Origin of the sequence: Actinosynnema sp. NPDC023587 (assembly GCF_040640215.1) — a bacterium.
Classification (GTDB): domain Bacteria; phylum Actinomycetota; class Actinomycetes; order Mycobacteriales; family Pseudonocardiaceae; genus Actinosynnema.
Genome location: NZ_JBFABG010000001.1, coordinates 932,922 through 959,681, shown reverse-complemented (window position 1 = coordinate 959,681; position 26,760 = coordinate 932,922). Strand labels below are relative to the sequence as shown.

At 71.3% G+C, this 26,760-nt stretch carries 27 protein-coding genes; 14 read left to right on the top strand and 13 right to left on the bottom strand.

From position 1 onward, the window contains the following. Positions 1-128: 128 nt before the first annotated feature. The 6 genes from AB0G01_RS04785 to AB0G01_RS04760 all read left to right on the top strand — a co-directional run bounded on the left by AB0G01_RS04785 (position 129) and on the right by AB0G01_RS04760 (position 8,701). On the top strand, positions 129-2,795 hold the full coding sequence (locus tag AB0G01_RS04785) for a glucosidase (RefSeq protein WP_360939685.1): 2,667 nt from the start codon (positions 129-131) through the stop codon (positions 2,793-2,795). 157 nt (positions 2,796-2,952) lie between these two features. After that, on the top strand, positions 2,953-3,768 hold the full coding sequence (locus AB0G01_RS04780; protein ID WP_360939683.1) for an ABC transporter substrate-binding protein: 816 nt from the start codon (positions 2,953-2,955) through the stop codon (positions 3,766-3,768). Between the two features lie 116 nt (positions 3,769-3,884). After that, positions 3,885-4,697, top strand: coding sequence for an amino acid ABC transporter permease (locus tag AB0G01_RS04775; protein WP_360939681.1), 813 nt, complete (start codon positions 3,885-3,887; stop codon positions 4,695-4,697). 3 nt (positions 4,698-4,700) lie between these two features. Next, complete coding sequence (locus AB0G01_RS04770; protein WP_360939679.1) at positions 4,701-5,495, top strand: amino acid ABC transporter ATP-binding protein; 795 nt, start codon at positions 4,701-4,703, stop codon at positions 5,493-5,495. A gap of 97 nt (positions 5,496-5,592) precedes the next feature. Beyond that, entirely contained in the window at positions 5,593-7,737 is a 2,145-nt protein-coding gene (locus tag AB0G01_RS04765; protein ID WP_360939677.1) for a hypothetical protein, read from the top strand. Positions 7,738-7,795: 58 nt separating this feature from the next. Then, positions 7,796-8,701 (top strand): ROK family protein, encoded by a 906-nt coding sequence (locus AB0G01_RS04760; protein WP_360939675.1) that lies wholly within the window; start codon positions 7,796-7,798, stop codon positions 8,699-8,701. Positions 8,702-8,705: 4 nt separating this feature from the next. Here AB0G01_RS04760 and mctP read toward each other — a convergent pair whose 3' ends face one another. The 3 genes from mctP to AB0G01_RS04745 all read right to left on the bottom strand — a co-directional run bounded on the left by mctP (position 8,706) and on the right by AB0G01_RS04745 (position 11,415). Further along, positions 8,706-10,340, bottom strand: a complete 1,635-nt coding sequence (gene mctP, locus AB0G01_RS04755; RefSeq protein ID WP_360939673.1) for a monocarboxylate uptake permease MctP — start codon at positions 10,338-10,340, stop codon at positions 8,706-8,708. Further along, a complete protein-coding gene (locus tag AB0G01_RS04750; RefSeq protein WP_360939671.1) occupies positions 10,341-10,601 on the bottom strand; it encodes a DUF3311 domain-containing protein in 261 nt (86 codons plus the stop codon). A gap of 118 nt (positions 10,602-10,719) precedes the next feature. Beyond that, positions 10,720-11,415 carry a GntR family transcriptional regulator gene (locus AB0G01_RS04745; protein WP_360939669.1) on the bottom strand — a complete coding sequence of 232 codons (696 nt, stop codon included), beginning with the start codon at positions 11,413-11,415 and terminating at the stop codon, positions 10,720-10,722. A 118-nt stretch (positions 11,416-11,533) separates the two neighbouring features. Here AB0G01_RS04745 and AB0G01_RS04740 point away from each other — a divergent pair, with 118 nt between their 5' ends. Next, positions 11,534-12,313 carry a 5-oxoprolinase subunit PxpA gene (locus tag AB0G01_RS04740; protein WP_360939667.1) on the top strand — a complete coding sequence of 260 codons (780 nt, stop codon included), beginning with the start codon at positions 11,534-11,536 and terminating at the stop codon, positions 12,311-12,313. Positions 12,314-12,399: 86 nt separating this feature from the next. After that, entirely contained in the window at positions 12,400-13,236 is an 837-nt protein-coding gene (locus AB0G01_RS04735) for a septum formation family protein (RefSeq protein ID WP_360939665.1), read from the top strand. Between the two features lie 73 nt (positions 13,237-13,309). Here the strand turns inward: AB0G01_RS04735 and AB0G01_RS04730 are convergent, their stop codons facing one another. The 5 genes from AB0G01_RS04730 to AB0G01_RS04710 all read right to left on the bottom strand — a co-directional run bounded on the left by AB0G01_RS04730 (position 13,310) and on the right by AB0G01_RS04710 (position 17,658). Continuing rightward, positions 13,310-13,777, bottom strand: a complete 468-nt coding sequence (locus AB0G01_RS04730; RefSeq protein ID WP_360939663.1) for a hypothetical protein — start codon at positions 13,775-13,777, stop codon at positions 13,310-13,312. A gap of 127 nt (positions 13,778-13,904) precedes the next feature. Next, a complete protein-coding gene (locus AB0G01_RS04725; RefSeq protein ID WP_360939661.1) occupies positions 13,905-15,716 on the bottom strand; it encodes a phosphoenolpyruvate carboxykinase (GTP) in 1,812 nt (603 codons plus the stop codon). A gap of 371 nt (positions 15,717-16,087) precedes the next feature. Next, the gene (locus AB0G01_RS04720; RefSeq protein WP_360939659.1) at positions 16,088-16,462 is read right to left on the bottom strand and encodes a GntR family transcriptional regulator; all 375 of its coding nucleotides are present in this window, start codon (positions 16,460-16,462) and stop codon (positions 16,088-16,090) included. A 31-nt stretch (positions 16,463-16,493) separates the two neighbouring features. After that, positions 16,494-17,351 carry a hypothetical protein gene (locus AB0G01_RS04715; RefSeq protein WP_360939657.1) on the bottom strand — a complete coding sequence of 286 codons (858 nt, stop codon included), beginning with the start codon at positions 17,349-17,351 and terminating at the stop codon, positions 16,494-16,496. A gap of 85 nt (positions 17,352-17,436) precedes the next feature. Beyond that, on the bottom strand, positions 17,437-17,658 hold the full coding sequence (locus AB0G01_RS04710; RefSeq protein WP_360939655.1) for a hypothetical protein: 222 nt from the start codon (positions 17,656-17,658) through the stop codon (positions 17,437-17,439). Positions 17,659-17,763: 105 nt separating this feature from the next. On the opposite strand from AB0G01_RS04710, the gene AB0G01_RS04705 reads away from it, so the two are divergent. Genes AB0G01_RS04705 through AB0G01_RS04695 form a run of 3 tightly spaced genes read left to right on the top strand, consistent with a single transcriptional unit; the run spans position 17,764 to position 18,995 of the window. Continuing rightward, positions 17,764-18,630, top strand: a complete 867-nt coding sequence (locus AB0G01_RS04705; RefSeq protein WP_360939653.1) for a helix-turn-helix transcriptional regulator — start codon at positions 17,764-17,766, stop codon at positions 18,628-18,630. Further along, entirely contained in the window at positions 18,627-18,797 is a 171-nt protein-coding gene (locus AB0G01_RS04700) for a DUF397 domain-containing protein (protein WP_360939651.1), read from the top strand. The genes AB0G01_RS04705 and AB0G01_RS04700 overlap by 4 nt, the downstream gene beginning before the upstream one ends. An 18-nt stretch (positions 18,798-18,815) precedes the next feature. Further along, positions 18,816-18,995, top strand: a complete 180-nt coding sequence (locus tag AB0G01_RS04695) for a DUF397 domain-containing protein (protein ID WP_360939649.1) — start codon at positions 18,816-18,818, stop codon at positions 18,993-18,995. A gap of 232 nt (positions 18,996-19,227) precedes the next feature. Here AB0G01_RS04695 and AB0G01_RS04690 read toward each other — a convergent pair whose 3' ends face one another. The 5 genes from AB0G01_RS04690 to AB0G01_RS04670 all read right to left on the bottom strand — a co-directional run bounded on the left by AB0G01_RS04690 (position 19,228) and on the right by AB0G01_RS04670 (position 24,200). Beyond that, positions 19,228-19,689, bottom strand: coding sequence for a hypothetical protein (locus AB0G01_RS04690; RefSeq protein WP_360939647.1), 462 nt, complete (start codon positions 19,687-19,689; stop codon positions 19,228-19,230). Further along, positions 19,671-20,378 carry a hypothetical protein gene (locus AB0G01_RS04685; RefSeq protein WP_360939646.1) on the bottom strand — a complete coding sequence of 236 codons (708 nt, stop codon included), beginning with the start codon at positions 20,376-20,378 and terminating at the stop codon, positions 19,671-19,673. Before AB0G01_RS04685 ends, AB0G01_RS04690 begins: the two co-directional genes overlap by 19 nt. Before the next feature lie 125 nt (positions 20,379-20,503). Further along, complete coding sequence (locus AB0G01_RS04680; protein WP_360939644.1) at positions 20,504-22,321, bottom strand: dynamin family protein; 1,818 nt, start codon at positions 22,319-22,321, stop codon at positions 20,504-20,506. Further along, entirely contained in the window at positions 22,318-22,686 is a 369-nt protein-coding gene (grpE, locus tag AB0G01_RS04675; protein WP_360939642.1) for a nucleotide exchange factor GrpE, read from the bottom strand. The genes AB0G01_RS04680 and grpE overlap by 4 nt, the downstream gene beginning before the upstream one ends. After that, a complete protein-coding gene (locus AB0G01_RS04670) occupies positions 22,683-24,200 on the bottom strand; it encodes a dynamin family protein (RefSeq protein ID WP_360939640.1) in 1,518 nt (505 codons plus the stop codon). Before AB0G01_RS04670 ends, grpE begins: the two co-directional genes overlap by 4 nt. 85 nt (positions 24,201-24,285) lie before the next feature. Between AB0G01_RS04670 and AB0G01_RS04665 the strand changes: the two genes are divergently transcribed. From AB0G01_RS04665 to AB0G01_RS04655, 3 genes are all read left to right on the top strand, one after another. Further along, positions 24,286-24,744 carry a hypothetical protein gene (locus tag AB0G01_RS04665; RefSeq protein ID WP_360939638.1) on the top strand — a complete coding sequence of 153 codons (459 nt, stop codon included), beginning with the start codon at positions 24,286-24,288 and terminating at the stop codon, positions 24,742-24,744. 101 nt (positions 24,745-24,845) lie between these two features. Beyond that, positions 24,846-26,006, top strand: coding sequence for a sensor histidine kinase (locus AB0G01_RS04660; protein ID WP_360939878.1), 1,161 nt, complete (start codon positions 24,846-24,848; stop codon positions 26,004-26,006). 10 nt (positions 26,007-26,016) lie between these two features. Continuing rightward, positions 26,017-26,673, top strand: a complete 657-nt coding sequence (locus AB0G01_RS04655) for a response regulator transcription factor (protein WP_360939636.1) — start codon at positions 26,017-26,019, stop codon at positions 26,671-26,673. The last annotated feature ends 87 nt before the right edge of the window (positions 26,674-26,760 follow it).

Below are 26,760 nucleotides of genomic sequence, written 5' to 3'. Positions count from 1 at the left end.
TCCGGTGGCCGGCACCCGGTCGTCATGACGCTGAGTCATGACCCGAACGTGGTCGAAGCCCCACCCGTCGGTGTGATGGGAACCGGTCGGTAACCCGGTTCACTGGATCGATGCCGCACACTGGTTCGGTGGACGAACAACGGGAGCAGGCGAGGCTGGCGCAGTCCGACGCGCCCACCTCGCCCTGGCGGCTGTGGGGCCCCTACCTGGCCGGACGGCAGTGGGGGACGGTCCGGGAGGACTACTCGGCGGGTGGTGACGCCTGGACCTCGTTCCCGTTCGAGCACGCGCGCTCCCGCGCCTACCGCTGGGGCGAGGACGGCATCGCGGGCATCTGCGACGTGCACGGGTTCCTCAACCTCGGGCTCGCCCTGTGGAACGGCCGCGACCCGATCCTCAAGGAGCGGTACTTCGGCCTGACCAACAACGAGGGCAACCACGGCGAGGACGTCAAAGAGCACTGGTGGGTCACCGACGGCACGCCCACGCACTCGTGGATGCGCGTGGTCTACCGGTACCCGCAGGCCGAGTTCCCCTACCGCGAACTGCGCGAGATGGCGGTCAACGCCGGCCGGCAGGCGCGCGAGCCCGAGCTGTCCGACACGGGGGTGCTGGACGAGAACCGGTTCTTCGACGTCCAGGTCAGCTACGCCAAGGCGGCCCCGACCGACATCTGCGTCGAGATCGCCGCCACCAACCACGGACCGGACCCCGCGCCGCTGCACCTGCTGCCCCAGTTGTGGTTCCGCAACACCTGGGCGTGGGGCCGGGACGACCGCAAGCCGGACCTGCGGGCGTCGACCAGGGACGGGTGGCGGCGGTTCACGGCCGAGCACGGCGCGCTGGGCCGGTACACGCTGCACGTCGAGGGCACGCCGACGTTGCTGGTCACCGAGAACGAGACCAACGAGGTCGAGCTGTTCGACGCGGCCGACAACCCGGCCCGGCACACCAAGGACGGCATCGACCGGTACGTGGTGGGCGGGGACGCCAAGGCGTGCCGGGTGATCGGGCCGGACGACGAGGGCGAGAGCGGCACCAAGGCCGCCGCCTGGTACTCGTTCGACCCGGTCGAGCCCGGCGAGACGGTCACCGTGCGGCTCCGCCTGATCGAGGGCGACGGACACCCCGACGCGTTCGGCCCGACCTTCCAGTCCACTGTGGACGAGCGCTTGGCGGATGCCGACGCGTTCCACCGCACGGACCTGGACCCGTTGCGGGACAAGGTGACCCGCCGTGCGCTGGCCGGTCTGATGTGGACCAAGCAGCACTACCGGTTCCGCACCCGGGAGTGGCTGGACGGCGATCCGGCGCAGCCCGCCGCACCGAGGTCGCGGCAGTCGCCGCACGCCCGCAACGCGCACTGGCGGCACTTCGACGTGGCGGACGTGATCTCCATGCCGGACGAGTGGGAGTACCCCTGGTTCGCCGCGTGGGACCTGGCCTTCCACACCGTGCCGTTCGCCCGGGTCGACCCGGCGTTCGCCAAGGAGCAGCTCCTCCTGCTGTGCCGCGAGTGGTTGATGCACCCGAACGGCCAGCTCCCCGCCTACGAGTGGGAGTTCGGCGACGTGAACCCGCCGGTGCACGCGTGGGCGGCGCTCCAGGTGTTCGCGATCGACCCCGACCGGAAGTTCCTGGCGAAGGTCTTCCACAAGCTCCTGCTGAACTTCTCCTGGTGGGTCAACCGGAAGGACGCCGACGGCAGCCACCTGTTCGAGGGCGGGTTCCTCGGCATGGACAACATCGGGCCGGTCAACCGGTCCGAGCCGATGCTCGGCCAGTGGCGGCTGGAGCAGTCCGACGCGACGTCGTGGATGGCCGCGTACAGCCTGCACCTGATGCGGATGGCGCTGGAGCTGGCCCGGCACGACGACTCCTACGAGGACGTGGCCACGAAGTTCGTCGAGCACTTCCTGAGCATCGCCGAGGCGTCCACCCGGTTCGGCTCCGGCGGGCGCGGGATCTGGGACGAGACCGACGGCTTCTGCTACGACGTCGCCTCGCGCCGGCTGCCCGACGGCTCGGTCGAGTCGCAGCCGCTGCGGGTGCGGTCGATGGTGGGCCTGATCCCGGTGCTGGCGTGCGCGGTGCTGGAGCCGTGGGTGTTCGAGGAGCTGCCCGGGTTCGCCCGCCGGCTGGACCACCTGCTGGCCCGACGGCCCGAGCTCGGCAGGTTCCTGACCAGGCGCGACGGCCGCGTGCTGCTGTCCCTGCTGGACGAGGACAAGCTCCGCCGGGTGCTGGGCCGGATGTTCGACGAGGGCGAGTTCCTGTCGCCGCACGGCATCCGCAGCCTGTCCGCCGCGCACCGGGAGGGCCTGGAGGTGCAGGTGGCGGACCAGGAGCACCGGATGGGCTACGAGCCCGGCGAGTCCCGCACGCCGATGTTCGGCGGCAACTCCAACTGGCGCGGCCCGGTCTGGTTCCCGACGAACGCCCTGCTGGTCGAGGCCCTGCGGACGGTCGAGTCGTTCCACGAGGGTCGGTTCCACGTGGAACTCCCCACCCGCTCGCTGCGCTACGTGACGGCCGGCGAGGCGGCGGACGAGCTGGTCCGGCGGCTGGTGTCGCTGTTCCTGCCCGACCACGACGGCCGCCGCCCGGCGGACGGCAAGCGGGTGGAGTCCACCGACTCCGCGCTGTGGCGGGAGCACGTCACCTTCAGCGAGTACTTCGACGGCGACACGGGCGAGGGCCTCGGCGCGACGCACCAGACCGGCTGGACGGCCCTGGTCGCCGACCTGCTGACGGACCGTCGCCGAACGCGCACTTTCGGTGCACCTGCTGTGTGATGTGAACCAAGCGCCTGAACATATTGCGGCCTGGCCGTCCTTGTGACGCAATATTCGTGCGTGACTTCGGGCTGTAACACGCACGTGCTGTGCACCACCTGGCCCAAGTGGCAGTATGCCGGAACACTCGACCGACACAGTTACGAGGAGTGACGCCGTGGCCCGTCGTACCAGGCACGCAGTGCTCGCCATGCTGCCCGTCCTAGCGCTCGCCGCGACGGCGTGCGCGACCAAGGTCGACACCGGCACCCCTCAGGACGGCGGGTCGGGGATCACCCTGGTCAAGAGCGGCAAGCTGGTCACCTGCACGCACCTGTCCTACAAGCCGTTCCAGTACACCGACGGCGACAAGACCGTCGGCTTCGACGTCGACCTGGTCAACCTGATCGCCGCCGACCTCAAGGTCGACCAGGAAATCTTCGACACGCCCTTCGAGAACATCACCTCGGGGACGGTCTTCACCACCAACGAGTGCGACCTCGCCGCCGCCGGCATGACGATCAACCCCGAGCGCCAGGCGGCGATCGACTTCTCGGAGCCGTACTTCGACGCCTCGCAGGCGCTGCTGGTCAAGAAGGACTCCGCGGTCAAGGACCTGCCCGACCTCAAGGGCAAGCGCCTCGGCGTCCAGCAGGGCACCACGGGCGAGGGGTACGCCAACGACAACTCCGCGACCCACGGCTACACCGTCGTCCAGTTCGAGGACCTGCCGCTGATGGAGACCGCCGTGCGCACCGGCGCGGTGGACGCGGCGATCAACGACAACGGCGTGCTCTACGACTACGCCAAGGAGTACCCGGACACCTCGGTGACCAAGGAGTTCGACACCGGCGAGTCGTACGGCATCGGCCTCAAGAAGGGCAACACCGCCCTGAAGGCCAAGGTCGACGAGGTCCTGAAGAAGGCCAAGGACAGCGGCGAGTACGACCGGCTCTACGAGAAGTGGTTCGGCAAGAAGCCGGAGAAGAAGTGACCGGTTGACCGCGGGGCCGGTGTCGCGGACACCGGCCCCGCCCCCTGTCCGGACGTCCTGTCCGGTTCCCGTCCGGACCGCTCCCGGCCCGACCCCTCCCGCGAGAGGCCCTGAACATGGCCATGTCCAAACGGCGGCGGGCGATCGTCTTCCGCCGTGCGCAGTACGCGCTGCTGCTCGTGCTCGTCCTGCTGATCGCGTTCCTCGCGGACTGGGGCGAGATCAAGAAGTCCTTCTTCGACGTGGACACCGCGGCGAAGATGTTCCCGAACGTCATCACGACCGCGCTGGTCAACACGATCGTCTACAGCGCGTTCGGGTTCGCGATCGGCCTGGGACTGGGCCTGCTGCTGGCGCTGATGAAGCTGTCGCCGGTCGCGCCCTGGCGCTGGATCGCCACGATCTACATCGAGTTCTTCCGGGGCGTGCCCGCCCTGCTGGTGTTCGTCGCGCTGAGCGTGGCCGTGCCGCTCGCGTTCGGCCTCAAGTTCGAGATCAACTCCACGGCGGGCCTGGCGCTCGGCATCGTCGGCAGCGCCTACATCGGCGAGACGATCCGGGCGGGCATCCAGGCGGTGCCGAAGGGCCAGATCGAGGCCGCCCGGTCGCTGGGCATGTCGCACGGCCGCACGCTGCTGACCGTGGTGATCCCGCAGGCGTTCCGGATCATCCTGCCGCCGCTGACCAACGAGCTGATCATGCTGATCAAGGACTCCTCGCTGATCTCGGTGGTGGGCCTGACCGCGGCGGAGTACGAGCTGACCAAGCTCGGCCGGGAAACGCTGAGCCGGTCGCCGTCGCTGACCCCGCTGCTCATCGCGGGCCTGTGCTACCTGATCATCACGCTGCCGCTGGGCCAGCTCTCGCGGTACCTGGAACGGCAGACCGGCGGCAAGAAGCTGAGCGCGCCGGAAACGACGGGGGTGTAGGCGATGTCCGAGGAAGTCCCACCCGTGGACGCGGCGGAGCCGGACCTGGCCGTCGAGATCACCGGGTTGACGAAGTCGTTCGGGTCGCTGGAGGTGCTCAAGGGCATCGACGTGTCGGTGCGGCGCGGTGACGTCGTGTGCGTCATCGGGCCCTCCGGTTCGGGCAAGTCGACGCTGCTGCGCTGCGTGAACCTGCTGGAGGAGCCGACCGCCGGCCGGATCGTGGTCAACGGCGAGGAGCTGACCGACCCGGACGTCGACATCGACGCCGCGCGGACCCGGATCGGCATGGTGTTCCAGGGGTTCAACCTGTTCTCGCACCTCAACGTGCTGAACAACCTGACCGTGGCCCAGCGCCAGGTGTTGCGGCGCTCGCCGGAGCAGGCGCAGGAGACCGCGCTGCGCAACCTGGAGCGGGTCGGGTTGTCGGACAAGGTCAACGCCATGCCGGCGCAGCTCTCCGGCGGGCAGCAGCAGCGGGCGGCGATCGCGCGGGCGCTGTCCATGGACCCGTCGGTGATGCTGTTCGACGAGCCGACCTCGGCGCTGGACCCCGAGCTGGTGGGCGACGTGCTGGGCGTGATGCGGCAGCTCGCCGACGAGGGCATGACCATGCTGGTCGTGACGCACGAGATGCAGTTCGCCCGCGAGGTGGCCGACCGGGTGCTGTTCATGGACGGCGGGTACGTGGTGGAGGAGGGGCCGGCGGCGCAGGTCATCGGCGACCCGCAGCACGCCCGCACCCAGTCGTTCCTGGCGCGCGTGCTGGACCCGACGCACCAGGGGCCGGGCGACTGATCCCGGGGCGCACCGACGGGGGAGTTCCGGCGGGCAGACGGAGCATTTGCGCTGATCTGCTTGCGGGCGCGACCACCGAACCCGCATTGTCGATCACATGACCGAGACGGGGGCGCGCGGGCTGGACGTGTTCGACCCCAGCCCGCCGCGCACCCACCGAATGCCGGCGGCGGACGTGCTGCGCGGGGTGGGCGAGGCCGACGGCGGTCGGTGGCCGGCCCGGCGCGAGCCGAGCGCGACGCCGGTGATCCGGGTGGTCGACCGCTACCTCACCGGGCCGCTGGACCTGCGCGCGGTGGAGCTGAACTACCTGCTGGAGTTCGTCCGCTGCCGGTTCGAGGAGCCGCCCGACCTGCGGCAGGCCCGGCTGGCCGGGGTCGAGTTCGCGGACTGCCTGCTGCCCGGCCTGCGGGCCCGCAACCTGAGCAGCTCGACCGAGGTGTCGCTGGCGGGCAGCACGGTCGAGGGCCTGGTGGACCTCACCGACGCGGACATCGCCGCGTCCCTGTCGCTGCGCGGCAGCTCGCTGCTGGTACCGGGCGGCGTGGCGGTGCAGGCGGACCGGGTGAAGCTCGCGGGCGCGCTGCTCGCGCAACAGGTGTCCGTGGTCGGTGAGCTGCGGCTGGCGAGCGCCCAGATCGGCGGCTACTGCAACTTCGCCGGCAGCGTGCTGGACAACCCCGGCGGCTACGCGGTGCGCGGCACGAACGCGCACGTCGGCGGGAGCCTGCTGCTGAGCAACTCGACGATCCGCGGCACGGTGCTGCTGGCCAGCGCCCGCGTCGCCTCCGAGCTCACCCTGCGCGGCGCGACCGTGACCGAGGGGCGGGCCGACGACGAGGCCGCGCTCGACCCGCACGCCGACCCGACGTCGACGGTGGTGCTGGACCGGATCACCGTCGACGGTGACGTGCACCTCGACCGGGGTTTCACCGGCGCGGGCACGGTCCGCATGGTCAACGCCGCGCTCGGCGGCACGCTGTCGCTGTCCGGCGGCCGGTTCGACGCGCTGAGCCCGCCGGGCGGCACCGACCCCACCGGCCACGGCCGGGCGCTGCACCTGGACGGCGCGCGGATCGGCGGCGACGTCCTCGCGCGCCAGGCGCACGTGCGCGGCCAGATCCGGATGGTCGACGTGCGGGTGAAGGGCAGCCTCACCCTCGACGGGTCCACTGTGGACAACCCGCGCGCCGACGCCCTGCTGGGCAACCGGTCGCTCATCGGCAGCAACCTGACCCTGCGCGAGGTCGAGGTGGCGGGCGGGCTGGAGCTGCGCGGCGTGCAGATCGGCGCGAACCTCGACCTGCGCGGCAGCCGCATCACGCAACCCGGCCGCTACCGGCACATGTCGGCGGGCAAACCGTCGGTGGACGTCGGCGGCGCGGTGATCGGCCGGGACCTGATCTGCGCGCGCGGCGCGAAGGAGTTCGTGGCGCACGGCGGGGTGCGGGCCCGGCGGGCGCAGATCGGGCGGATGGCGAACTTCGCGGGCGCGGTGCTCGGCGACAAGCTCGACAGCCACGCGCTGAACCTGCTCGGGATGCAGGTCCAGGAGCTCGTGCTGACCCCGATCAGCCCGCCGCGCGGCGACGTCACGCTGCGCCAGGTGCGCTGCACGTCGTTGGAGGACGACGAGACGTTCTGGTCGGCCACCGGGTGGATCGACCTGGAGGAGTTCCGCTACGACTCGCTGCGCAACCCCATCGACCTGCGCGACGACCGGGAGGTCGAGCGCCGCTTGCGCTGGCTGCGGCAGGCGATGCGGCGCACCTACCGGCCCGGCCCGTACGACCAGTTCGCCGAGATGCTGCGGGCCGGCGGCAACGACGAGCACGCGGCGACCGTCCACGTGGAGAAGCAGCGGCTGCGCTACCGGGCGGTGGCCGAGGGCAGGAAGGTGTTGGGACCGCTGGTGCTGCTGTGGAGCTGGCTCCAGCGGTCGATGGTGGGCTACGGGTACCGACCGGCGCGCGCGTTGGCGTGGCTGGTGGTGTCGTGGGTGCTGGGCAGCCTCTGGTTCTCCGTCGGGACACCGCTGTTGGTGATCAACTCCGACGACCGGATGCACTTCAACGCGTGGCTGTACACGATCGACCTGGTGGTCCCGATCGTCGACCTGGGCAACAAGAACCGGTGGCAGACCGGGGGTGCGTCGCAGTGGATCGCGGCCGGGTTGATCGTCACCGGCTGGGTGCTGGCCACGACGGTCGCGGCGGGTCTCACGCGGATGCTCAAGCGCTGACCGCCCCGGGGTCCCGGGCGGCGGACCGGGACGCGCGGCGTCACCTAGGGTGGTCGGTGTGACGGACCTGGTGCTGGCGGTGGACGTGGGCGGCACCAAGATCGCCGGTGGGCTGGTGGACCGGAGCGGTGCGGTGCGGCGGCCGGTGCGGGTGGCCACGCCGACCGACGACGCCGAGGAGACCTGGCGGGCGGTCGAGGACGTGGTCGGGCAGGTGCTCGACGGCGAGGAGGTCGCGGGGGTCGGCATCGCGTGCGCCGGACCGGTGGACGCCGTGCTGGGCACCGCGAGCCCGATCAACGTGACCGCGTGGCAGGGGTTCCCGCTGCGCGACCGGATGGCCGCGCTGGTGCCGGGCGTGCCGGTGGAGCTGGCGGGCGACGGGGCGTGCATGGCGCTGGGCGAGCACTGGCAGGGCGCGGGCCGGGGCAGCCGGTTCATGGTCGGGCTGGTGGTGTCGACCGGGGTCGGCGGCGGGCTGGTGCTGGGCGGGCGGCCGTTCGGCGGGCGGACGGGCAACGCCGGGCACCTCGGCCACGTCGTGGTGGAGCCGGACGGCGAGGCGTGCACGTGCGGCGGGCGCGGTTGCGCGGAGACCGTGGCGGGCGGGCCCCGGATGGTCGCGTGGGCGCGCCGGCGGGGGTGGCAGGGGCCGGACGAGGCGGACGCGGCGCACCTCGCGGCGGCGGCGCTGGCCGGGCAGGAGCTGCCCCGGGCGGCGTTCGACCGGGCCGGGCGCGCGGTGGGGTTGGCCATCGTGGCCGCGGCGGCGGTGTGCGACCTGGACCTGGCGGTGGTCGGCGGTGGTGTGGCGCTCGCCGGGGACCTGTTGCTCGACCCGATCCGGAAGGCCGTGGCAGACCACTGTGGACTGTCCTACTTGGACGGTTTCCGGGTGGAGCCCGCCCGGCTGGGTGGCCAGGCGGGACTCGTCGGCGCGGCGGCGCTGGTGCTGCGGCCCTGACTCTTCAGTGCGCGGCCACCGGCTTGACGCGGTGGCTGTCCTCGTCCACGTGGTAGTCCTCGCCCGTGGTCTCGTCCGTGCCATTGAACGCCCGCAGCCGCTTGGCGACCAGCGTGACGACGGCGGCGACCGCCAGGTTGGCCACGACGGTGACGATGCCGACGTAGATCTGCACGGTCGACCCGCTGAAGGGGTGCCAGCCGAACAGCGACAGCTCGTCCAGGGCCAGCGCGGACCCCCCGAAGTGCGGGCGCTTGCCGTCCGCGCTGGGGATTCCGTAGAGCAGGTACATGCCCCAGCCCATGCCCACGACCCACCCGACGACCAGCCCGTGCACGTGGAACCACCTGGTGTACAGGGCGACCGCCACGGCGGGCAGCGTCTGGAGGATCATCACGCCGCCGATGAGCTGGAGGTCGATGGAGAACTGCGGGTCGACGAACACGATGAACGCGACCGCGCCGAACTTCACCACCAGCGAGGCGACCTTGGCCTGCTTGGCCTCCTGCGCCGACGTGGCGTCCTTCTTCAGGTACTCCTTGTAGATGTTGCGGGTCCACAGGTTCGCCGCCGCGATGGACATGATGGCGGCGGGCACCAGCGCGCCGATGCCGATGGCGGCGAACGCGATCCCGGCGAACCAGGACGGGAACTCCTCGCCGAACAGCACCGGGACGATGGTGTTCGTGTCCGGGCGGCCGGTGGCCTGGTTGGTGATCGGCGCGACGTCCGCGCTGATCGCCACGAACCCCAGCATCGCCAGCAGGCCCAGCAGCAGCGAGTAGGCGGGCAGCGCCACCATGTTGCGCTTGATGACGTTGCGCCCGCGCGAGGCGAGGATGCCGGTCAGCGAGTGCGGGTACAGGAACAGCGCCAGCGCGGAACCCAGAGCCAGGGTCGCGTACTGGAGCTGGTTGTCCACGCCCAGCAGGATGCCGTCGGTCTTGGCGGGCGTGGCCTCGTACTTGGCCTGCGCGGTGTCGAAGATCGCGCCCCAGCCGCCGAACTTGCCCGGCAGGTAGATCACGGCCACCAGGATCACGACGTAGATCAGCGCGTCCTTGACGAAAGCGATCAGCGCGGGCGCGCGCAGGCCGGACTGGTAGGTGTAGAGCGCGAGGATGAGGAACGCGATCAGCAGGGGCGCGTGGCCGAGGATGCCGGAGCCGTTGAGCCCCATCGTCCGCAGCACCGCTTCGAGGCCGACGAGCTGCAACGCGATGTACGGCATGGTCGCGACGATGCCGGTGATCGCGACGATCAGCGCCAGCCAGTGCGAGCCGTACCGGCCGCGCACGAAGTCGGCGGGCGTGACGTAGCCGTGCACGCGGGACACCGACCACATGCGCACCAGCGGCAGGAAGACGAGCGGGTAGAGGATCACCGTGTACGGCAGGGCGAAGAAGCCGGTCGCGCCCGCGCCGAACACCAGGGCGGGCACCGCGACGAACGTGTACGCGGTGTAGAGGTCACCGCCGACCAGGAACCAGGTGATCCACGAGCCGAACTTGCGACCGCCCAGCCCCCACTCGTCGAGGTGGTCGAGCGTGCTGCCCGACCGCCACTTCGCCGCGAGGAAGCCCAGGACCGTGACCAGCAGGAACAACGCGCTGAAGACGACCAGCTCGATCCACCGCACCTACTTCGCCCCCTCGTCCAGGTCGTCCACGCCGAGCGGGTCGGGCCGGTCGCGCACGACGGGTTCGTCCTTGGTCATGACGTGGACGAGGCCGACGCAGACCACGCCGACCGGCACCCAGGCGAACTGGTACCAGTAGAAGAACGGCAGGCCGAACAGGCGCGGGCCGTCGAAGTTGAACCACGGCGTGACGAGCATGAGCAGCGGGACCAGCAGCAACAGGTTCCAGTTGCGCCAGCGCAGGCTGGGCTTTCGTGGCATGTGGCCCTCCGTGCGACCCGGGTTGCTGGGTGTCGCAGGATGCTAGGGCCGTCGGGGGGTTGCCGTCACGGTGTTCGGCGGGACGTCCACCGGCTGCGAGGTGGCGGCGCGGCCCCCGTCACTCTCCGCTCAGGCCGTCCACCACGTGCTTCTCGGCGCGGTCGAAGTAGTCGGCGAGGGCGTCCTCGGCCGCGCGCAGCCCGCCGTTGTCGAGGTGGGTGCTGATCAGCCGGTTCAGCGGGATGTAGCCGACGTAGAAGTCGCTCGGGTCGCCCATGACGTGGAAGGCCAGCCGGAGCTCGGCCAGCAGGCGCTTGATCTCCTCGTCCAGGCGGGCGCTGCCGGCCAGGGCGGTGATGGCCTGGTGGAACCGGATGTTGGCGGTGCCGACCGTCGTCCAGTCCTCCTTCTCCGCGCTGGACAGGCCCAGGGCGACGGCGTCCCGGACGGCCGACCTGGCCTTCTCGGTGGCGTCGGGCCAGCAGCGGAGGGCACCGCCCTCGATGACCCGGCGGGCGGCGTAGAGGTCCTCGATGTCGTGCCGGTCGGGCTTCCGGACCGAGACGCCCTTGCTGTACTCGTGCACCAGCAGGCGTTCGTGGGTGAGCAGGCGGAACGCCTCGCGCAGGGTGTTGCGGGAGACCCGCAGGGCGTCGCCGAGCGCCTTCTCGTTGAGCGGCTGACCGGGCTCGATGGCCCCGTCCAGGACGCGGGTGCGGATCTTGTCGGCGACCCGCTCGGCGGTGCTCGAACGATCGATGTCGCCCCGGTCCTTGGCCAGCGCCGCCAGCCAACCGCCCTCAACGCTCGTCATGCCGGGGAGTCTAGTCCCGCTCTACAAACCAAACGGGGGATTGATGGATTGTTGAACAATCCCTACATTGAACGAAGGGAGGAGGGGGTCCCGCGTCCCGAACCGAGACCCGACCGCGATGCACACCATGGACCTGAACGCCGATCTGGGCGAGGGCTTCGGCCGCTGGGCGGTGGGCGACGACGACGCTCTGCTGAACGTCGTGACCAGCGCGAACATCGCCTGCGGGTTCCACGCGGGCGATCCGTCGATCATGTCCCGCACGTGCGCGACGGCCGGCGCGGCGGGCGTCGCGATCGGCGCGCACGTCGGGTACCGGGACCTGGCCGGGTTCGGGCGGCGGTTCGTGGACGTCTCCCCGGCGGAACTCACGGCCGACGTGCTCTACCAGCTCGGCGGGCTGGACGCCTGTGCGCGGGCGGCCGGGACGCGCGTGTCGTACGTGAAGCCGCACGGCGCTCTGTACAACGCGCTGGGGACGCACGAGACGCAGGCGGACGCGGTGGTCGACGCGGTGCGCGCGTTCGACCCGTCGTTGCCGGTGGTGGGGCTGCCGGGCGCGGTGTGGATGAAGCGCGCCGAGGTCGCCGGGCTGCCGGTCCGGTTCGAGGGCTTCGCGGACCGCGCGTACACCGGGCGGGGGACGCTGGTCGACCGGCGGCTGCCCGGGGCGGTGCTGCACTCGGTGGCGGAGATCGTGCAGCGGAGCGTGGCGCTGGCGGTGGACGGGCAGGTGCGGACCGTGGACGGGCGGATCGTGCGGATGCGGGTGGACTCCTTGTGCGTCCACGGGGACGCCACCGGTGCGGTCGACGTCGCGCGGGCCGTGCGCGAGGCGTTGGCCGGGGAGGGGGTGGCGGTGGCGGCCATCGCGGGCGAGGCGCGCCGGATCGCCTGACCGGTGGGGCGCGCCGGGCCGTCGGCCGCGTGCGGTGCGCCGGATGGTCGGCCGGGTGACCGCTCGGCCGCAGTAGTCTGACGGGCGTGCGGATCACGCGGGCGATGATCGGACTGCTCGTGCTCTCGCTCGCCTGCACCACGGCGTGCACCTCGCAGGTCGCCGGGTCGCCCCGGGACGAGGTGGTCCGGCCGTCCCTCACCCCGGCCGCGCGCGACCTGCCGAAGACCGGCCAGTGCACCGACGGCGCGCTGGTCGTCGTGGACTGCGCCCAACCGCACGAGGCCGAGACGGTCGGCCTCGGCGAGTTCACCGGGATGGGTGGCGACTACCCGAGTGAGCGGGACCTCCGCCGCCAGGGGATCTCGGGCTGCCGCAAGGCGGTCGCGGCCTACCTGGGCAGCCCCGACCACGATGCGACCCGGCTCCAGGCGCACATCCTGTGGCCCAGCCGCGACGGGTGGGCGGCGGGCCACCGCTGGCGGCTGTGCGCGGTGGTCGAACTCGGCCCGGACGGACAGCGCCGCGAGCGCACCGGCGTGGTGCGCGACCTGCTCCGGGGTGCGGGGTTCGGCCAGGTCCAGCTCTGCGCGCAGGGCTCGCCGAGCAAGGACGCCGACGCCCGGATCACCCTGTGCGACGGCCCGCACCTGGCCGAGGCGGTGCCGGGCGTGCTGACCCTGGGCAAGCCCGGCGATCCGACGCCGTCGCGGGAGCAGGTCGACGAGAAGGCCCGGGAGCACTGCGCCACGGCGGTGGCCGGGTACCTCGGCGCGCACCGCCAGGACGTGTTCGCGTCGTGGCGCTCGTTCGGCTCGCAGGCGTGGTCGGAGGGCTTCACCACGGCGGTCTGCTACGCCGAGGCGACGCGCCCGTTCACCGGCCGGCTGTGGGGACTGGGCACCAGAGCGCTGCCCGCGTGAGACGGGTGGCCGGCCACCCCGAGCCGGTGAAGTCCACAGCCTGTGCACAGCTTCATCCACAACCTGTGGACAACTAGCGGCGGCGGAACGCGAGCACCAGCAGCAGCACCCCGAAGCCGAACGGCATCCCGCTCTCCAGCACCGCTCTGAGCACCGGCAAGACCGGCAGCACGATCAGTTCGTCGGCCACCGAAGCACCCGTGGCGAGCACGCCGGCGGTCAGCGGAGCGGCTGGGGACAGCCGCCCCGCGGTCATCGACCCCACCACGAGACCCGCCAGTCCCACGCCCACCAGGCCGCGCACCCGGACCTCGTCGAACTGGTCGATCCCGTAGCCCCACGCGAAGGCGGCCACCACGATCCCCACCGCGCCGACGAGCACGCCCAGGACGTGCCACCACGGCGACGCGCGGCGGTCGTCCGGCGGCTCGGCCGGGGGTCCGACCGGGTAGTAGCGCACGATCCCGGTCTGCGGCCCGACCCGCACGTCCCGGTGCCCGTCGAAGTGCAGGCCGCCGAGGAAGTCGTCCTGCTGGTCCACCCCTCCTTGGTACCTCGGGACCGGCCCGAAGTCACCGCGGGTGATCAAAAAGAGACCCGGTGGACGTCGTCGTCCACCGGGTCTCCCGAAAGCACACGTCCGGCGCGCCCGGTCACGGGCGGCGGGCTCAGCCGAGGCGGAGCTTCAACGCCTCCAGCTCGTCGCGCAGCGAGGTCGGCACCTTGTCGCCGATCTTCGCGAACCACTCCTCGATCATCGGGATCTCGGCCCGCCACTCGTCGGCGTCGAAGTTCAGCGCCGCCGCGATGTCCTCGTGCACGGCGTCGAGCTCCGAGAGGTCCAGCTCGTCGGCGGTCGGCACGTGGCCGATCGGCGTCTCCCGCGCGGCGGCCTTGCCCTCGATGCGCTCGATGGCCCACTTCAGCACGCGCGAGTTCTCGCCGAACCCGGGCCACAGGAAGCGCTTGTCCTCGCCCCGGCGGAACCAGTTGACGTAGAAGATCTTGGGCAGCTTGTCGGCGTCGGCCGACTTGCCGGTGTCGATCCAGTGCTGGAAGTAGTCACCGGCGTGGTAGCCGATGAACGGCAGCATCGCCATCGGGTCGCGGCGCACGACGCCGACCTGGCCGACGGCGGCGGCGGTCGTCTCGCTGGACAGCGTGGCACCCATGAACACGCCGTGCTGCCAGTCGCGCGACTCGGTGATCAGCGGGATCGTCGTCGCCCGGCGACCGCCGAAGAAGATCGCCGAGATCGGGACGCCGTTCGGGTCCTCCCACTCGGGGGCCTTGATGTCGCACTGCGCGATCGGCGTGCAGTAGCGCGAGTTCGGGTGCGAGGACAGCTCGTCGCTGTCGGGCGTCCAGTCCTGCTTCTTCCACGAGGTGAGGTGCGCGGGCGGCTCGCCCATGCCCTCCCACCACACGTCGCCGTCGTCGGTCAGCGCGACGTTCGTGAAGAGCGAGTTGCCCTTCTCGATGGTGCGCATGGCGTTCGGGTTGGTGTGGTAGTCGGTGCCGGGCGCGACGCCGAAGAAGCCGTTCTCCGGGTTGACCGCGTAGAGGCGGCCGTCCTCGCCGAAGCGCATCCAGGCGATGTCGTCACCCAGGGTCTCGACCTTCCAGCCCGGGATGGTCGGCTCCAGCATGGCGAGGTTGGTCTTGCCGCACGCGCTCGGGAACGCCGCCGCGATGTAGTAGACCTTGGCCTCGGGCGAGGTCAGCTTGAGGATGAGCATGTGCTCGGCCAGCCAGCCCTCGTCGCGCGCCATCACCGAGGCGATGCGCAGCGAGTAGCACTTCTTGCCCAGCAGGGCGTTGCCGCCGTAGCCCGAGCCGAACGACCAGATCGTCCGCTCCTCGGGGAACTGGGTGATGTACTTGGTCTCGTTGCAGGGCCACGGGACGTCCTCCTGGCCCGGCTCCAGCGGCGCGCCGATCGAGTGCAGCGCCTTGACGAAGTCGCCGTCCTCGCCGAAGCGGGCCAGCGCCCTGCTGCCCATCCGGGTCATGATGTGCATCGAGACCACGACGTACTCGGAGTCGGTGATCTCCACGCCCAGCATGGGCTTCTCGGCGTCCAGCGGGCCCATGCAGAACGGGATCACGTACATCGTCCGACCGCGCATCGAACCCCGGTAGAGCTCGGTCATGAGCTCCTTCATCTCGGCGGGGTCCATCCAGTTGTTCGTGGGGCCGCAGTCGGCTTCGTCCACGGAACAGATGAAGGTGCGCTCCTCCACCCGCGCCACGTCGGTCGGGTCCGAGGCCGCCCAGAACGAGTTGGGTTTCTTCTTCAGCGGGACGAACGTGCCGGCGTCCACCAGTTTGGCCGTGAGGCGGTCCCATTCGTCCTGGGACCCGTCGGCCCAGACGACCTCGTCGGGGCAGGTGAGATCGGCGACCTCGCGCACCCAGGAGAGCAGCCGCGCGTGGTTGGTCGGTGCCTGGTCGAGACCGGGAATGGTCACTGCCGTCATCTCGTCTCGTCTCCTAGCTGCGCGCCGGCCCACGGTGGACGCCGTTGTCCGGGTGGGACGTCCTCGGGAATGGCTTCGCCCGCCCCGGTGGAGGGCGTGCCGTTAAGGGATAGACGGAGGTTAGCCGGGTTAATCCCCGGTAACGCCTGTCTGTCCTGTCGGCTCCCTCACAAAACCGATTCTGGAATCGATTCAGCACCCGATCATCACAAACCCCACTGTGACCTGCGCTTTAGTTGCCAGAATGCAAGAGCCGGCGGGTGCGTCGGCCACCACACCTCCCGGTTGCGAACCCGTGACGTGGCGAGACGTCTGTGAGAGCGCTCTCACACCGTGGTGCAAGAATTGCACGGAAATTGTCCGGGTTGTTGTCAGTCCGACCAGGCGGCGCGCACAGCCGCTTCCGCCGCGTGCTCATCGCCACCCAGCGCACGGACTTCCGCGACAAAACGGGCGGCGGCGTCGGCCAGCGGGTCGGGCGGGGAGGCGTGCGGCGGCAGGTCGGCGACGACCGTGCCCCGGCGGCGCGCGGTGACCAGCAGTCCGCCGGTTTCGAGCTCCCGGTAGACGCGCGCCACCGTGCCCGCCGACAGGCCCAGGTCGCGGGCGAGCTGGCGGATCGGCGGGAACGGCGTACCGGCCGACAGCGCGCCCGACCGGATCAGGTGGACGAGCTGGTCGCGGATCTGCCGCCACGGCGGCACCCCGTTGTCCGGGTCGACCACGACCCACCGCGAGCCGGTCACGGCGCGGCCCGGACGCACGCCACGAGCGACATCAACGCACCCCCTCGTTCGACACCGGGAGGTCGCGCTTCGCCGGGTTCACCACCCACATCCAACCGCCCAGCGAGACGACGAACACGAGCAGGCCGAGCCACCTCAGCGCCGGGACGGCCGCGAACCAGGCGGGAGCGGTGTCCGGGACGCCGTCGAAGAGGCCGTCGACGGCCAAGAGCCGGGAAGGGGCGGCGGTCAGCAGCGACCCCGCCCACGCCATCCCGAGCCCCACCGCGACCCGCGCGCTCCGGGTGCGCAGCACCGCGTCCGACCCGGGATCGCCGGTAGGCGCGCGCCGGACCGCCAACCGGACCACACCGAACACCGCCGCCGCGCCGATCACCACGCCGGCCAGCACCGGGACGGCGGTGGGCCGGAGGACGTGGTCCAGGTGCTCCGGCGAGTAGCCCTTGGCCGACGACACGACGCGGCGCAGCACCGGTTGTGCGAGCAGGTCCACCACGGCGAGCAGCGCAGCAGCGGCGAACAGCGCGAGCAGGATGACCACCGCTGTGCGGGGAACCACGTCGTGCCAGCGGCGCGGAGCCAGCGCCGCGACCCGCAGGCCGCGCACCGGCCGCACCGCCGCCACCGCTTCCGCGAGCAGCAGCGCGATGATCAGGGCCGCGTAACTCTGGAGCAGACCGGGTTCGGGGGGCGGGAAGCCGAGCAGACCGGCGAGCGCGTCGGCGGCGGAGGGGACGAGGAAGAGCAGCGGCGGGTAGAGCAACCGCCGGTTGCGGAGGTAGCGGACGGCGATCGATTCCTGCTGCCCGGTCGGCTCGGCGATGCCCCAGCGGCGCAGGAACCGGTTGGCACCGGAGCGCGTGGGCCACAGGACGAGCAGGACCGCCAAACCACCCAGGCCGTATAAGAGTGCGCTCTCCACTACGCCTACCCCCTTTGTATCAACCCCTTGTTACAAAGGATCGCACACGGGGTCAGACGACGGGAAGGTCCGCTTCGACGCGGGCGATGGCTTCGTCCAGGGACGTGCGGAAGTCGGGGATGAGGTCGGGGTCGAGGCTGAACGCGAAGCGGTCGTCCGGCCCGAAGATCTCCAGGACACCCCGGGACACCTCGATCGAGCAGCGCGCGGGCGCACCCCGGTCGGTCGCACACCGGACCTGCCATTCACGACGTCCGGACACCTCGTCGGCCATCACGGCCTCCCAACTGGTTGTATGTGATCGAGTACGGAGAGCTACATCTCAAAGTTTAGAGTTGAATAAGACTTTGAGCTATTACCCGATGGGGTGGAGTGATCAATGGGTACGGCCAGGTCGACCGTCGAGCGCCTGCAACTCGGACTGGCGCTGACCCGGCTCCGCACCGGGGCCGGCCGCTCGCAGGGTGAAGCGGCGGCGGCGATCGGGCGGACCGGCGGGCGACTCAGCCAGGTGGAGAACGGCAAGGGCGGGCTCGGCCCCGACGAGTTGGTCAAACTGCTCGACTTCTACGGCGTGCGCGGACCGGAGCGGGAGACCGTGCTGGCGCTCGGTGCGGCGGCCCGGCGGCGCGCACCTCGCCGGGCGTACGTGGACAACCTGCCCGAGCCGTTCCAGCGGTTGAGCGAACTCCAGGCCGCCGCGCGTGAGATCGACTGGTACGAGTGCGGGGTGATCCCGGGGCTCGTCCAGTCGCCGGAGTACGTCCGGGCGATCATGGCGTTGTCGAACTCGATCTACTGGGACGACTCGGAGGAGGAGACCAGCGAGCGGATCGCGTTCCGGCAGGAGCACCAGCGGCGGGTGCTGGAAGCCGGTGACCCCAAGGACATCCGCGTGGTGTTCACCGAGGACACCCTGGACCACGCGATCGGCGGGCCGGCCGTGATGCGGGGCCAGGTGTTGCACCTGCTCCAGTTGACCGAGCGACACCCCTCGCTGAGCGTCCGGATCGTCCCGAACACCGCTGTCGACAACCCCGCGTTGGGCGGGGGTCTTGTGGTGCTGGACTTCCCGCACGCCATGCCCGTGATGTTCGCGCCTGTTCTGCACGGCCCTGCGACCTTCTACGATCAGCCCGAGGACATCGAGCCGATGCAGCGGTTGTTCAAGCGGGTCGAGGAGTTGGCGCTGAGCCACGAAGACACCCGTGCGCTGCTGGTCGAGAGGATCAAGGGGAGCCGATGACGCGCGACACCGGATGGATCAAGAGCAGCCGCAGTTCCGGTGGCAGCAACGCTTGCGTCGAGGTGCGGTTGACCGACATCCACGTGCTCGTACGGGACTCCAAGAACCCCACCGGGCCGCAGTTCCGGTTCCGGGCACGCACTTGGCGGGCGTTCATCCAGCGCTAGACACGTCGAGAGGTGGCCATGACCCACGACACCGGATGGATCAAAAGCAGCCGAAGCGCCGCAACGAGCGATGCTTGTGTCGAAGTGCGGTTTGACGAGGGTGCTGTGCGGGTACGTGACTCGAAGAACGTCTGCGGACCGTGGTTCGCGTTCACCCCTCGCGCTTGGAAGGCCCTCCTCGCCTCGGTGCGCCCTTAGACTGCGTCGAACATCTGTTCGAGTTCTCCACAGGTGTGGACAGACCTGTGGATGGAGCCGAGAACAGGTACGACAAGAAGCCGCGCGGGCTTGGACGCCGCCGGACCTACCAGGGCTCCGAGTGGGACTTCCCGAACGCCTCCGGTACCACGGTGACGCTCACCGACCGGGTCCCCGAGGGCTGCACCGTGCTCCTGCCGGTGTCCGACACCCCGGATCGCGGCACGGCCGGTCAGGCGGGCCAGATCTGGATTCGCCAGTGCTCGACGCCGGCCAGGTCGGCCGTGGGGTCGGCCTGGTAGCGGCGACGGGCCTCGTCGCGGCCGGTGCAGTGCACGCGGAGGTGCTGCTTCCCGGCACGGGCCAGTGCGATGCCCTCCACGCCCTCGTCGAACGGGCCGCAGAGCGAGAACGTCGGCGTGCTCAGCACGACCTCGACCTCCGCCTGCTCCTCGTACCCGTCCGGCTCGGCCGGCGGCCCGGACCAGGATTCCACGTCGCAGTCCACGGACTGCAAGCCCGTGTAGTCGAGGAAGAACACCGCGTCGGCCACCACGCCGCACAGCGGCAGCGGGTGGTCGAAGAACTCGGGCAGCGGGTGGCCCATCTCCCCCTCGTCGGCACGGATCAGGAAGAACCCGTGCTCGGACCAGAGGTCGGCGCGCACCCGACTGATCAGTTCGGGCTGATCCACTGACCCGTCACGGAGTCGATCCGCACCACGCCGGACACCGTCACCTTCTCGTCGCCGCCCGCGCCGCCGGACCACACCTCGTCGCCGTCGAGCCCGTTCTTCGAGTCCGGCACGTACTTGCCGGTCGAGTCGATCTTGCCGTGCTCGACCTGGGTCCACTCGTCGTCGCCGGTGTGCCTGGACATCGTGACCTCGCCGGCGGCGGTGATCTCGGTGGCGATGTCGGCCTCGCCGTCGCCGTCCGAGTCCGTGAACAGCCAGGTGTCGCCCTCGGCGTCCTTGACCACGGCGGTGTCCGCGCGGCCGTCGCCGTCGGTGTCCTCGGTGGCCGGGCCGACCTCCTGGTCCGGGCCGCTCTCGACGTCCACGGTGATGGGCTTGCCGGCGTTCGCGTTGGTCTGCCGGGTGTGGTCGTCGTCCGGGTCGACGGCGATCCACTCGCCGGACCGCTCGTCGAACTTCGCCTGGCCGACCAGGTCGCCGTCCTTGTCGAACGTGCTCATCAGGTCCGCGTCACCGTCGCCGTCGGTGTCGCTGAACGCGAGGTGCCCGCCGTCGTCGGTCTCCACCACGGCACTCTCGTCGATGCCGTCGTCGTTGAGGTCGTAGGTCGCCTCGGCGGTGTACTCCTCGTCCTCGACGGTGACCTTCAGCTCGCCATCGGTCGCGCCTGTCTCGTCGACGTACACCCGGAACCCACCTCCTGCGCTCAAGTACCGGTAGGACTCACGTTATGCCGATTCGGTTCCGCGGGGGAACCCGCGTCACCCGTTGTCAGGGACCGATCACGCAACCGCTTGACCTGTCAACCGCCTCAGACCCGGTCGCGCAGCGCCCTGATCCGCTCCAGCAGCTCGTCCACCTTCGCCCGGCCGGCCCGCAGCTCGGCGAGCCGGCGGGTGGCGGAACCGAGCGCCTTGGCGCGCTCGCCGGCCTCCATCCGCAGCGCCTTGTCGACCTCGCGCAAGTCCGCCTCGATGGCGTCGACCCGCTTGCCGAGCGCGTCGTCGAGCGCCAGTGAGAGCTGCTGCTCGGCCTCGATGAGCTGCTCGGCCACGAGCTGGTCCACGGTGGACCGGGCGTCCGCGATGGCGTCCGACAGCCACTGCTTGAGGTGCTGCTTGTCCGCCGAGTGCTTCCTGGTCCGGGCCATCCACCAGCCCGCGCCCAACCCCAGCACGATGGTCACCGGCAGGACGATCGGGTTCAGCGCGGCGACGCCGAGGCCGGCCAGCGGCAGCGCGGCCAGCCGGCCCGCGCCGAGACCGCCGGACACCCCCATGAACACCAGCAACTTGTCCTCGGCGGTCGGCGCGCGCTTCTCCGGCGGGCGCAGCACCACGGGCGGCGTGACGCCGCGCGCGAACTGGCCGCGGATCACCGCGAGCTCCTCCGCCGAGAACAGGTCGGCCAGCGCCGAGTCGGCCACCCGGGACAACCGGACGCCCAGACCGCCGCTGATCCGGCCGGACACCACCTGCAACGCGACGTCCACCTGCTGCGGCAGCCCGGCCAACTGCTCGCGGGTCGCCGCGTCGATCGCCGTCCGGAACCACGTCTGCACGTCCCGCATCTGGCGGCTGACCTCGTGGCTGCCCTCGACGCGGGCCCGCTGCACCTCGCCGCGCAACCGGACCTGCCAACTCCGGGTGGACGACCGGCGCTGCGAGTTCAGCTCGTCGCGCCGCGCGCGCAGCGTCTCGGCCTCCTCCTCGCCCGACGACAAAGCCCGCTTGTCCGCCTCACCGCGCGCGACCAGCTCGTCGAGCACGGTGGCCAGCGCGCGCAGGGCGTTGGCCTCGCCGAGCATCGCCGCCCGGCCGACCACCAGCTCCTGCAACGCCCCTTGCAGGTCGCCGATCCCGGACCGCTCGCGCAGCATCGCCGCCGCGTCCGGGTTCGCCGCCGTGGACGCCAGCTCGAACATCCGCGACGACACCGGGTGGAACGTCGCGCCGGCGAACCTCGGCGCGTGCTCGGCGAGCAGCGCCTGGTCGGCCTCCAGCACGGTCCGCCACCCGCGGTACTGGTCCACCTTGGTCAGCGCGAACACGACGGTCTCGACGCGTTCCCCCACCGTGGTGAGGAATTCCAGCTCACCGCGGGTGAACGGCGCGGACGCGTCCACCACGAACAGCAGCGCGGTCGCGGACGCCGCCGCCTCGGCCGCCAGCTCGCCGTGCACCGACTCCAGCCCGCCGACGCCGGGGGTGTCCACAACGGACAGCCGCTCCAGCAGCGGGATCGGCGCGTCCACCTCCACGTACCGGGGCGGCAACATGCCCTCCGGCAGCTCGTGCGCCGCCGACACCCAGTTGACCAGCTCCGCGCGGTCGAACGGCACCGGCGACATCGACCCGGGGTAGCAGGCGCGCGCCGACCACTCCGCGCCGTGCCGGAACACCAGGTACGTCGCGGTGGCCACCTCGGCGTCGACCGGCGACAGCCCCGGCGTCGCCAGCAAGGCGTTCACCAGCGAGCTCTTGCCCCGGTTGGTCTCGCCGACCACGACCACCGACGCCGCGCCGCCGCGCCGGGTCTCCACGAACGCCGCCGCTCGCGGGTCGATGCCGCGAACCAGGGCGGTGAGGCGTTCGCGGGTCTGCCGGACCGCCTGCGGGAGGGTGCTCATCGCGCCGTGTAGACGGTCACGATCGGCGCGCGCAACGTGCGCCCCCGGTCCACGAACCCGACCACCTCGGTCTCCGCGACGGTGCCGTCCAACGACGTGTCGTCGGTCGGCACCGTGCCGCCGGCCTCGTGCAGGGACGGGTCGAAGCGCTCGCCGTCGGGACGCCACGCGGTCACCCCGATCCCGGAGAGGCCCTCTTCCAGCCGCTCCACCACACCCGAGCTGCGGGCGCGGTCCAGCGCGTACAGGCAGAGCTGCACCAGGGCTCGCCGCTCCGCCAGCGCCTGGTCCAACAACTCGCCGGCGATGGTCGTCTTCACGTCGGGCTCCGACGCGTCCGACGGGTATTCCGTTCCGCTTGTCATCGCCGCCCCCGCAGTTGTTGCCAGATGAGGAAGTACGCCCGGTGCACCACGTGCGCCACGCGGCTCTGCGCGGGCGTCGCGCCGAACGAGGCGAAGGACCGCCACCAGCCCGCCCGCTCCAGGGCGTGGGCGACCAGCTCCGGGTGCGGCCGGCCGCGCATCCCCAACTGCTCGGCGGGGTCCGGCGAGGTGCCGAACCGCAGCACCTCTTCGGCCAGGTCGGTGGGCATCGTGACGGCACCGGAGGCGACCAGCGTCAACGCCTCCAGCAGCCGCAACTGGTGCGCCTCCGGCTTGGCCAGCAGCACCTCGATCGCGTCGTGCACGCGCTGCCGCTCGTTCGGGTCACCGGACGCGGCGGCCAGCGCGGTCACCGACGCGAGCGCGGCGGCGGCCTTGATGCCGTCCGCGCGCGACCGGAACACCGCGTTGAGCGCGCCGCGCACGCCGGCCAGGCCGGACGCGTCGAGCAGCTTGCGGCGCAGCGCGCCCGCGGTGGTCGTCGGCTCGGCGTCCAGCGCGGTCAGCGCGCAGCGGATTCCGTAGAGGTCGAGCTTCTCCAGCAGCCGGGTGCGCACGCCGACCGGCACGTCGCACTCCCACGTCACGAACAGGTCCGCCGAGATCAGCATCGTCTCGCGGGTCGCGTCGTCCAGCTCGGCGAGCCTGCGCAGCGCGTCCGCGTCGGCCGAGGTGAACCCGCCGGTCTCCACCGACTCCGCCACCAGGCCGATCACCGGGATCACGTCCGCGACCCGGGGCTTGAGCGTGTGCGCCTGGCGCTCGGCGAGCAGCACGGCCGCCTTCCACGTGTCACCGCCCGCGCCCTCGACCGTCTCGGCGGCGATGGTGTCCGCCTTGTTCAGCACGGCGATCGCGTTCACCGGACCCGCCTCGCGGCCGGCCGTCGCGGCGGTGAACGCGGCCAGCGCCTGGTGGTCGTCACCGCGCACGCCCTGCGTGACCACGTAGAGCACGGCCTCCGCGCCGGCCACCGCGTTGCGCGACACCGGGTCCAGCTCGCTGCCCAGCAGCGTCTCGGTGCGGGCGACCGACGCGGCGTCCAGCGAACCCAGGCCCGGCGTGTCGATCACGGTCAGGTCCCGCAGCACGGCGTTGGTCAGGTAGGCCTCGATGTGCGAGACGTCGCCGACGTCCACGCCGAGTTCGGCCGGGATGCTGCCGTTCGCGTCGAACGGGAGCACCTGCTTGCGGCCGTCGGTGAACACCACCTCGATGCGGTCCACCGTGCCGTACTGGAACCGGGTCACCAGCCGGGTGCACTCGCCCACGTCGGTGGGCGCGACCCGGCGGCCGATCAGGGCGTTGACCAGGGTCGACTTGCCGGACTTGATGCGGCCCGCCACGGCCACCTGGAGCGGCGCGGACAGCCGGCGCAGCACCTCCTGGAACCCGGCGGCGGTGTTCGGGGACACCTGGGACCGGAGCCCGGCGCACAGGTTCGCCACGGCGGCCGACAGCGGGCCGGCGAGCTGGTGCGCCTGGGCGGTCACGCGCAGATCGTGCCACGACCGGGTGAGGAGCGGTTTGTGAACGGGCCCTCGGGGGTATTCGCCGAGCCGAGAGGGAGGTCACGTCATGGGACAGGATTACGCGGTGTTCCTGCTGCTGGGCGTGGTGCTGGTGCTGATCGACGGCCAGCTCATCTACCGCAGCGGGCGAGCGTACATGCGCCGCGCTTACGGCGACCCCGAGGCCGCCAAGTCGATGACCGCGCTCGCCACCGTGCTGTTCCACCTCGTGGTGCTCGGGCTGCTGGCGCTGGTCTCCATCATCGACGTCGACACCGGCGACGCGGCGAAGAACGTCGTGGTGAAGCTCGGCATAGTGCTGCTCCTGCTGGCTCTGGTGCACGGGGTGACGATGGTCATCCTCGGCCGCATCCGGGACCGGCAGATCCAGCAGCAGATGGCCGACGAGATGTCGCGCGACCACCAGCAGTTCGAGCGGGAGCACCACGTGCCGTCGCAGTCGCCCCGGGTCGAGCCGGTCAAGCCCGCCGAGACCGACCCGTTGCAGATCAAGACCACCAGGTGAAAGCCATCCGCCTGGAGGATTAGTCGAGGTCAGACCGTGGCGCGACGCGGGCCGGGCAGACCGTTGCCTAACCTGGTCACGTGCGTCGGCTGAGCCTCTGGATGCGAGCTCACCCGGTGTTCGGGGATTCCCTGATCGCCGGGTTTCTCGCGTTGTTCGACCTGGGCGCGATGGCCGCCGCCGGCAGCGTGCCGGTGCCGGCGCTGATCTTCGTGGGCCTGCTCCTGGTCGTGCCGGTGGCATTCCGCCGCAAGTACCCGCGCGGCACCAGTTACACGATCCTGGCCGCCGGCATCCTCCAGTTGCTCACCCACGGCCGGCTCGACGACGGGCTGCCGGTGCGGCCGGCGGACTTCGCGCTGGCCTTCGCGCTGTACACGATGGTGGCCTTCGTCGGGCGCAAACCGGCGCTGGTCTACGCGGTCTGGCTGGCCGCCGGCACGATCACGTGGGCGTTCTGGCGGATCGGCACGGCCCTCGAATCCGTCGTCCTGGTCTTCATGATCGCGGTCGTCTTCGGTTTCAGCTGGGCGCTCGGCGAGTTCGTCGGCGCGCGCCGGGCCTACAACGTCGAGCTGGAGAAGCGGCTCCGGATGCTGGAGACCGAACGCGACCAGCAGGCCCGGATCGCGGTCGGCGAGGAGCGGTCGCGGATCGCGCGCGAGCTGCACGACGTGGTGGCCCACGCGGTGTCGGTGATGGTCGTGCAGGCGGACGGGGCCGGGTACGCGATCAAGTCGAACCCGGAGCTGGCCCAGGCCGCCATGGGGACCATCGCGGACACCGGGCGGCAGGCGCTGACCGAGCTGCGGCGGCTGCTCGGCGTGCTGCGGTCGGAGGGCCAGTCCGGCACCCAGTGGGCACCGCAGCCGGGCGCGGGCGACCTGGCGGAGCTCACCGAGAGCCTGCGCACGTCCGGCCTGCCGGTGCGGTTGGAGACGGCGGGCGACCTCGCGCTGCTGCCCACCGGACTGGGGCTGGGGATCTACCGGATCGTGCAGGAGGCGCTGACCAACACGCTCAAGCACGCCGGGGCGGGTGCGACGGCCGTGGTGCGCGTCGCCCACGAGGGCGAGCGGGTGGAGCTGGAGGTCTCCGACGACGGGTTCGGGACGCCCCACGACATCGTCGCGGTGGCGGGTGGGAACGGGTTGATCGGGATGCGCGAGCGGGCCGGTGTGCTCGGCGGCACGCTGGAGGCCGGGCCCAACCCCGGCGGCGGGTGGCGGGTGCGCGCGGTGCTCCCGCTGGTGCCGTCATAGGGTGGGGAACGTGATCCGAGTACTGCTGGTGGATGATCAGGAGCTCATGCGGATGGGCTTCCGGATGGTGCTCGGTGCCCAGGAGGACATCGACGTGGTCGGCGAGGCCGGCGACGGGCTCGACGCGGTGCACCTGGCGGCTTCGCTGCGGCCGGACGTGGTGTTGATGGACGTGCGGATGCCGGTGCTGGACGGGGTGGAGGCGACCAAGCGGATCGCCGAGGCCGGCACCGCCAAGGTGCTGGTCATGACCACGTTCGACATGGACGAGTACGCCCTGTCGGCGCTGCGCAACGGGGCGTCCGGGTTCCTGCTGAAGGACACGCCGCCGGCTGACCTGGTGTCGGCGCTGCGGGCGGTGGCCTCCGGGGACGCCGTCGTGTCGCCGTCGGTCACCAAGCGGCTGCTCAGCCGGTTCCTCGGGGAGAGCGGCGGCGAGCTGCGGGACGCGTCCGTGCTGGAGGCGTTGACCGAGCGCGAGCGCGAGGTGCTGGTGCTGATCGCCAAGGGGCTGTCGAACACCGAGATCGCGCGGAAGCTGTTCCTGTCCGAGGCGACGGTGAAGACGCACGTGGGGCGGATCTTGGCGAAGCTGGAGCTGCGCGACCGGGTGCAGGCCGTGGTGCTGGCCTACGAGACCGGACTGGTCCGCCCCGGCGACGTCTGACCCCTCGCGGGCGGTCCCGCACGGCTCACCAGGTGCTCCTCCGCGACCTGGCGGGCCGTGCGGCCGGCGACGCCGCCGTTCAGCCGG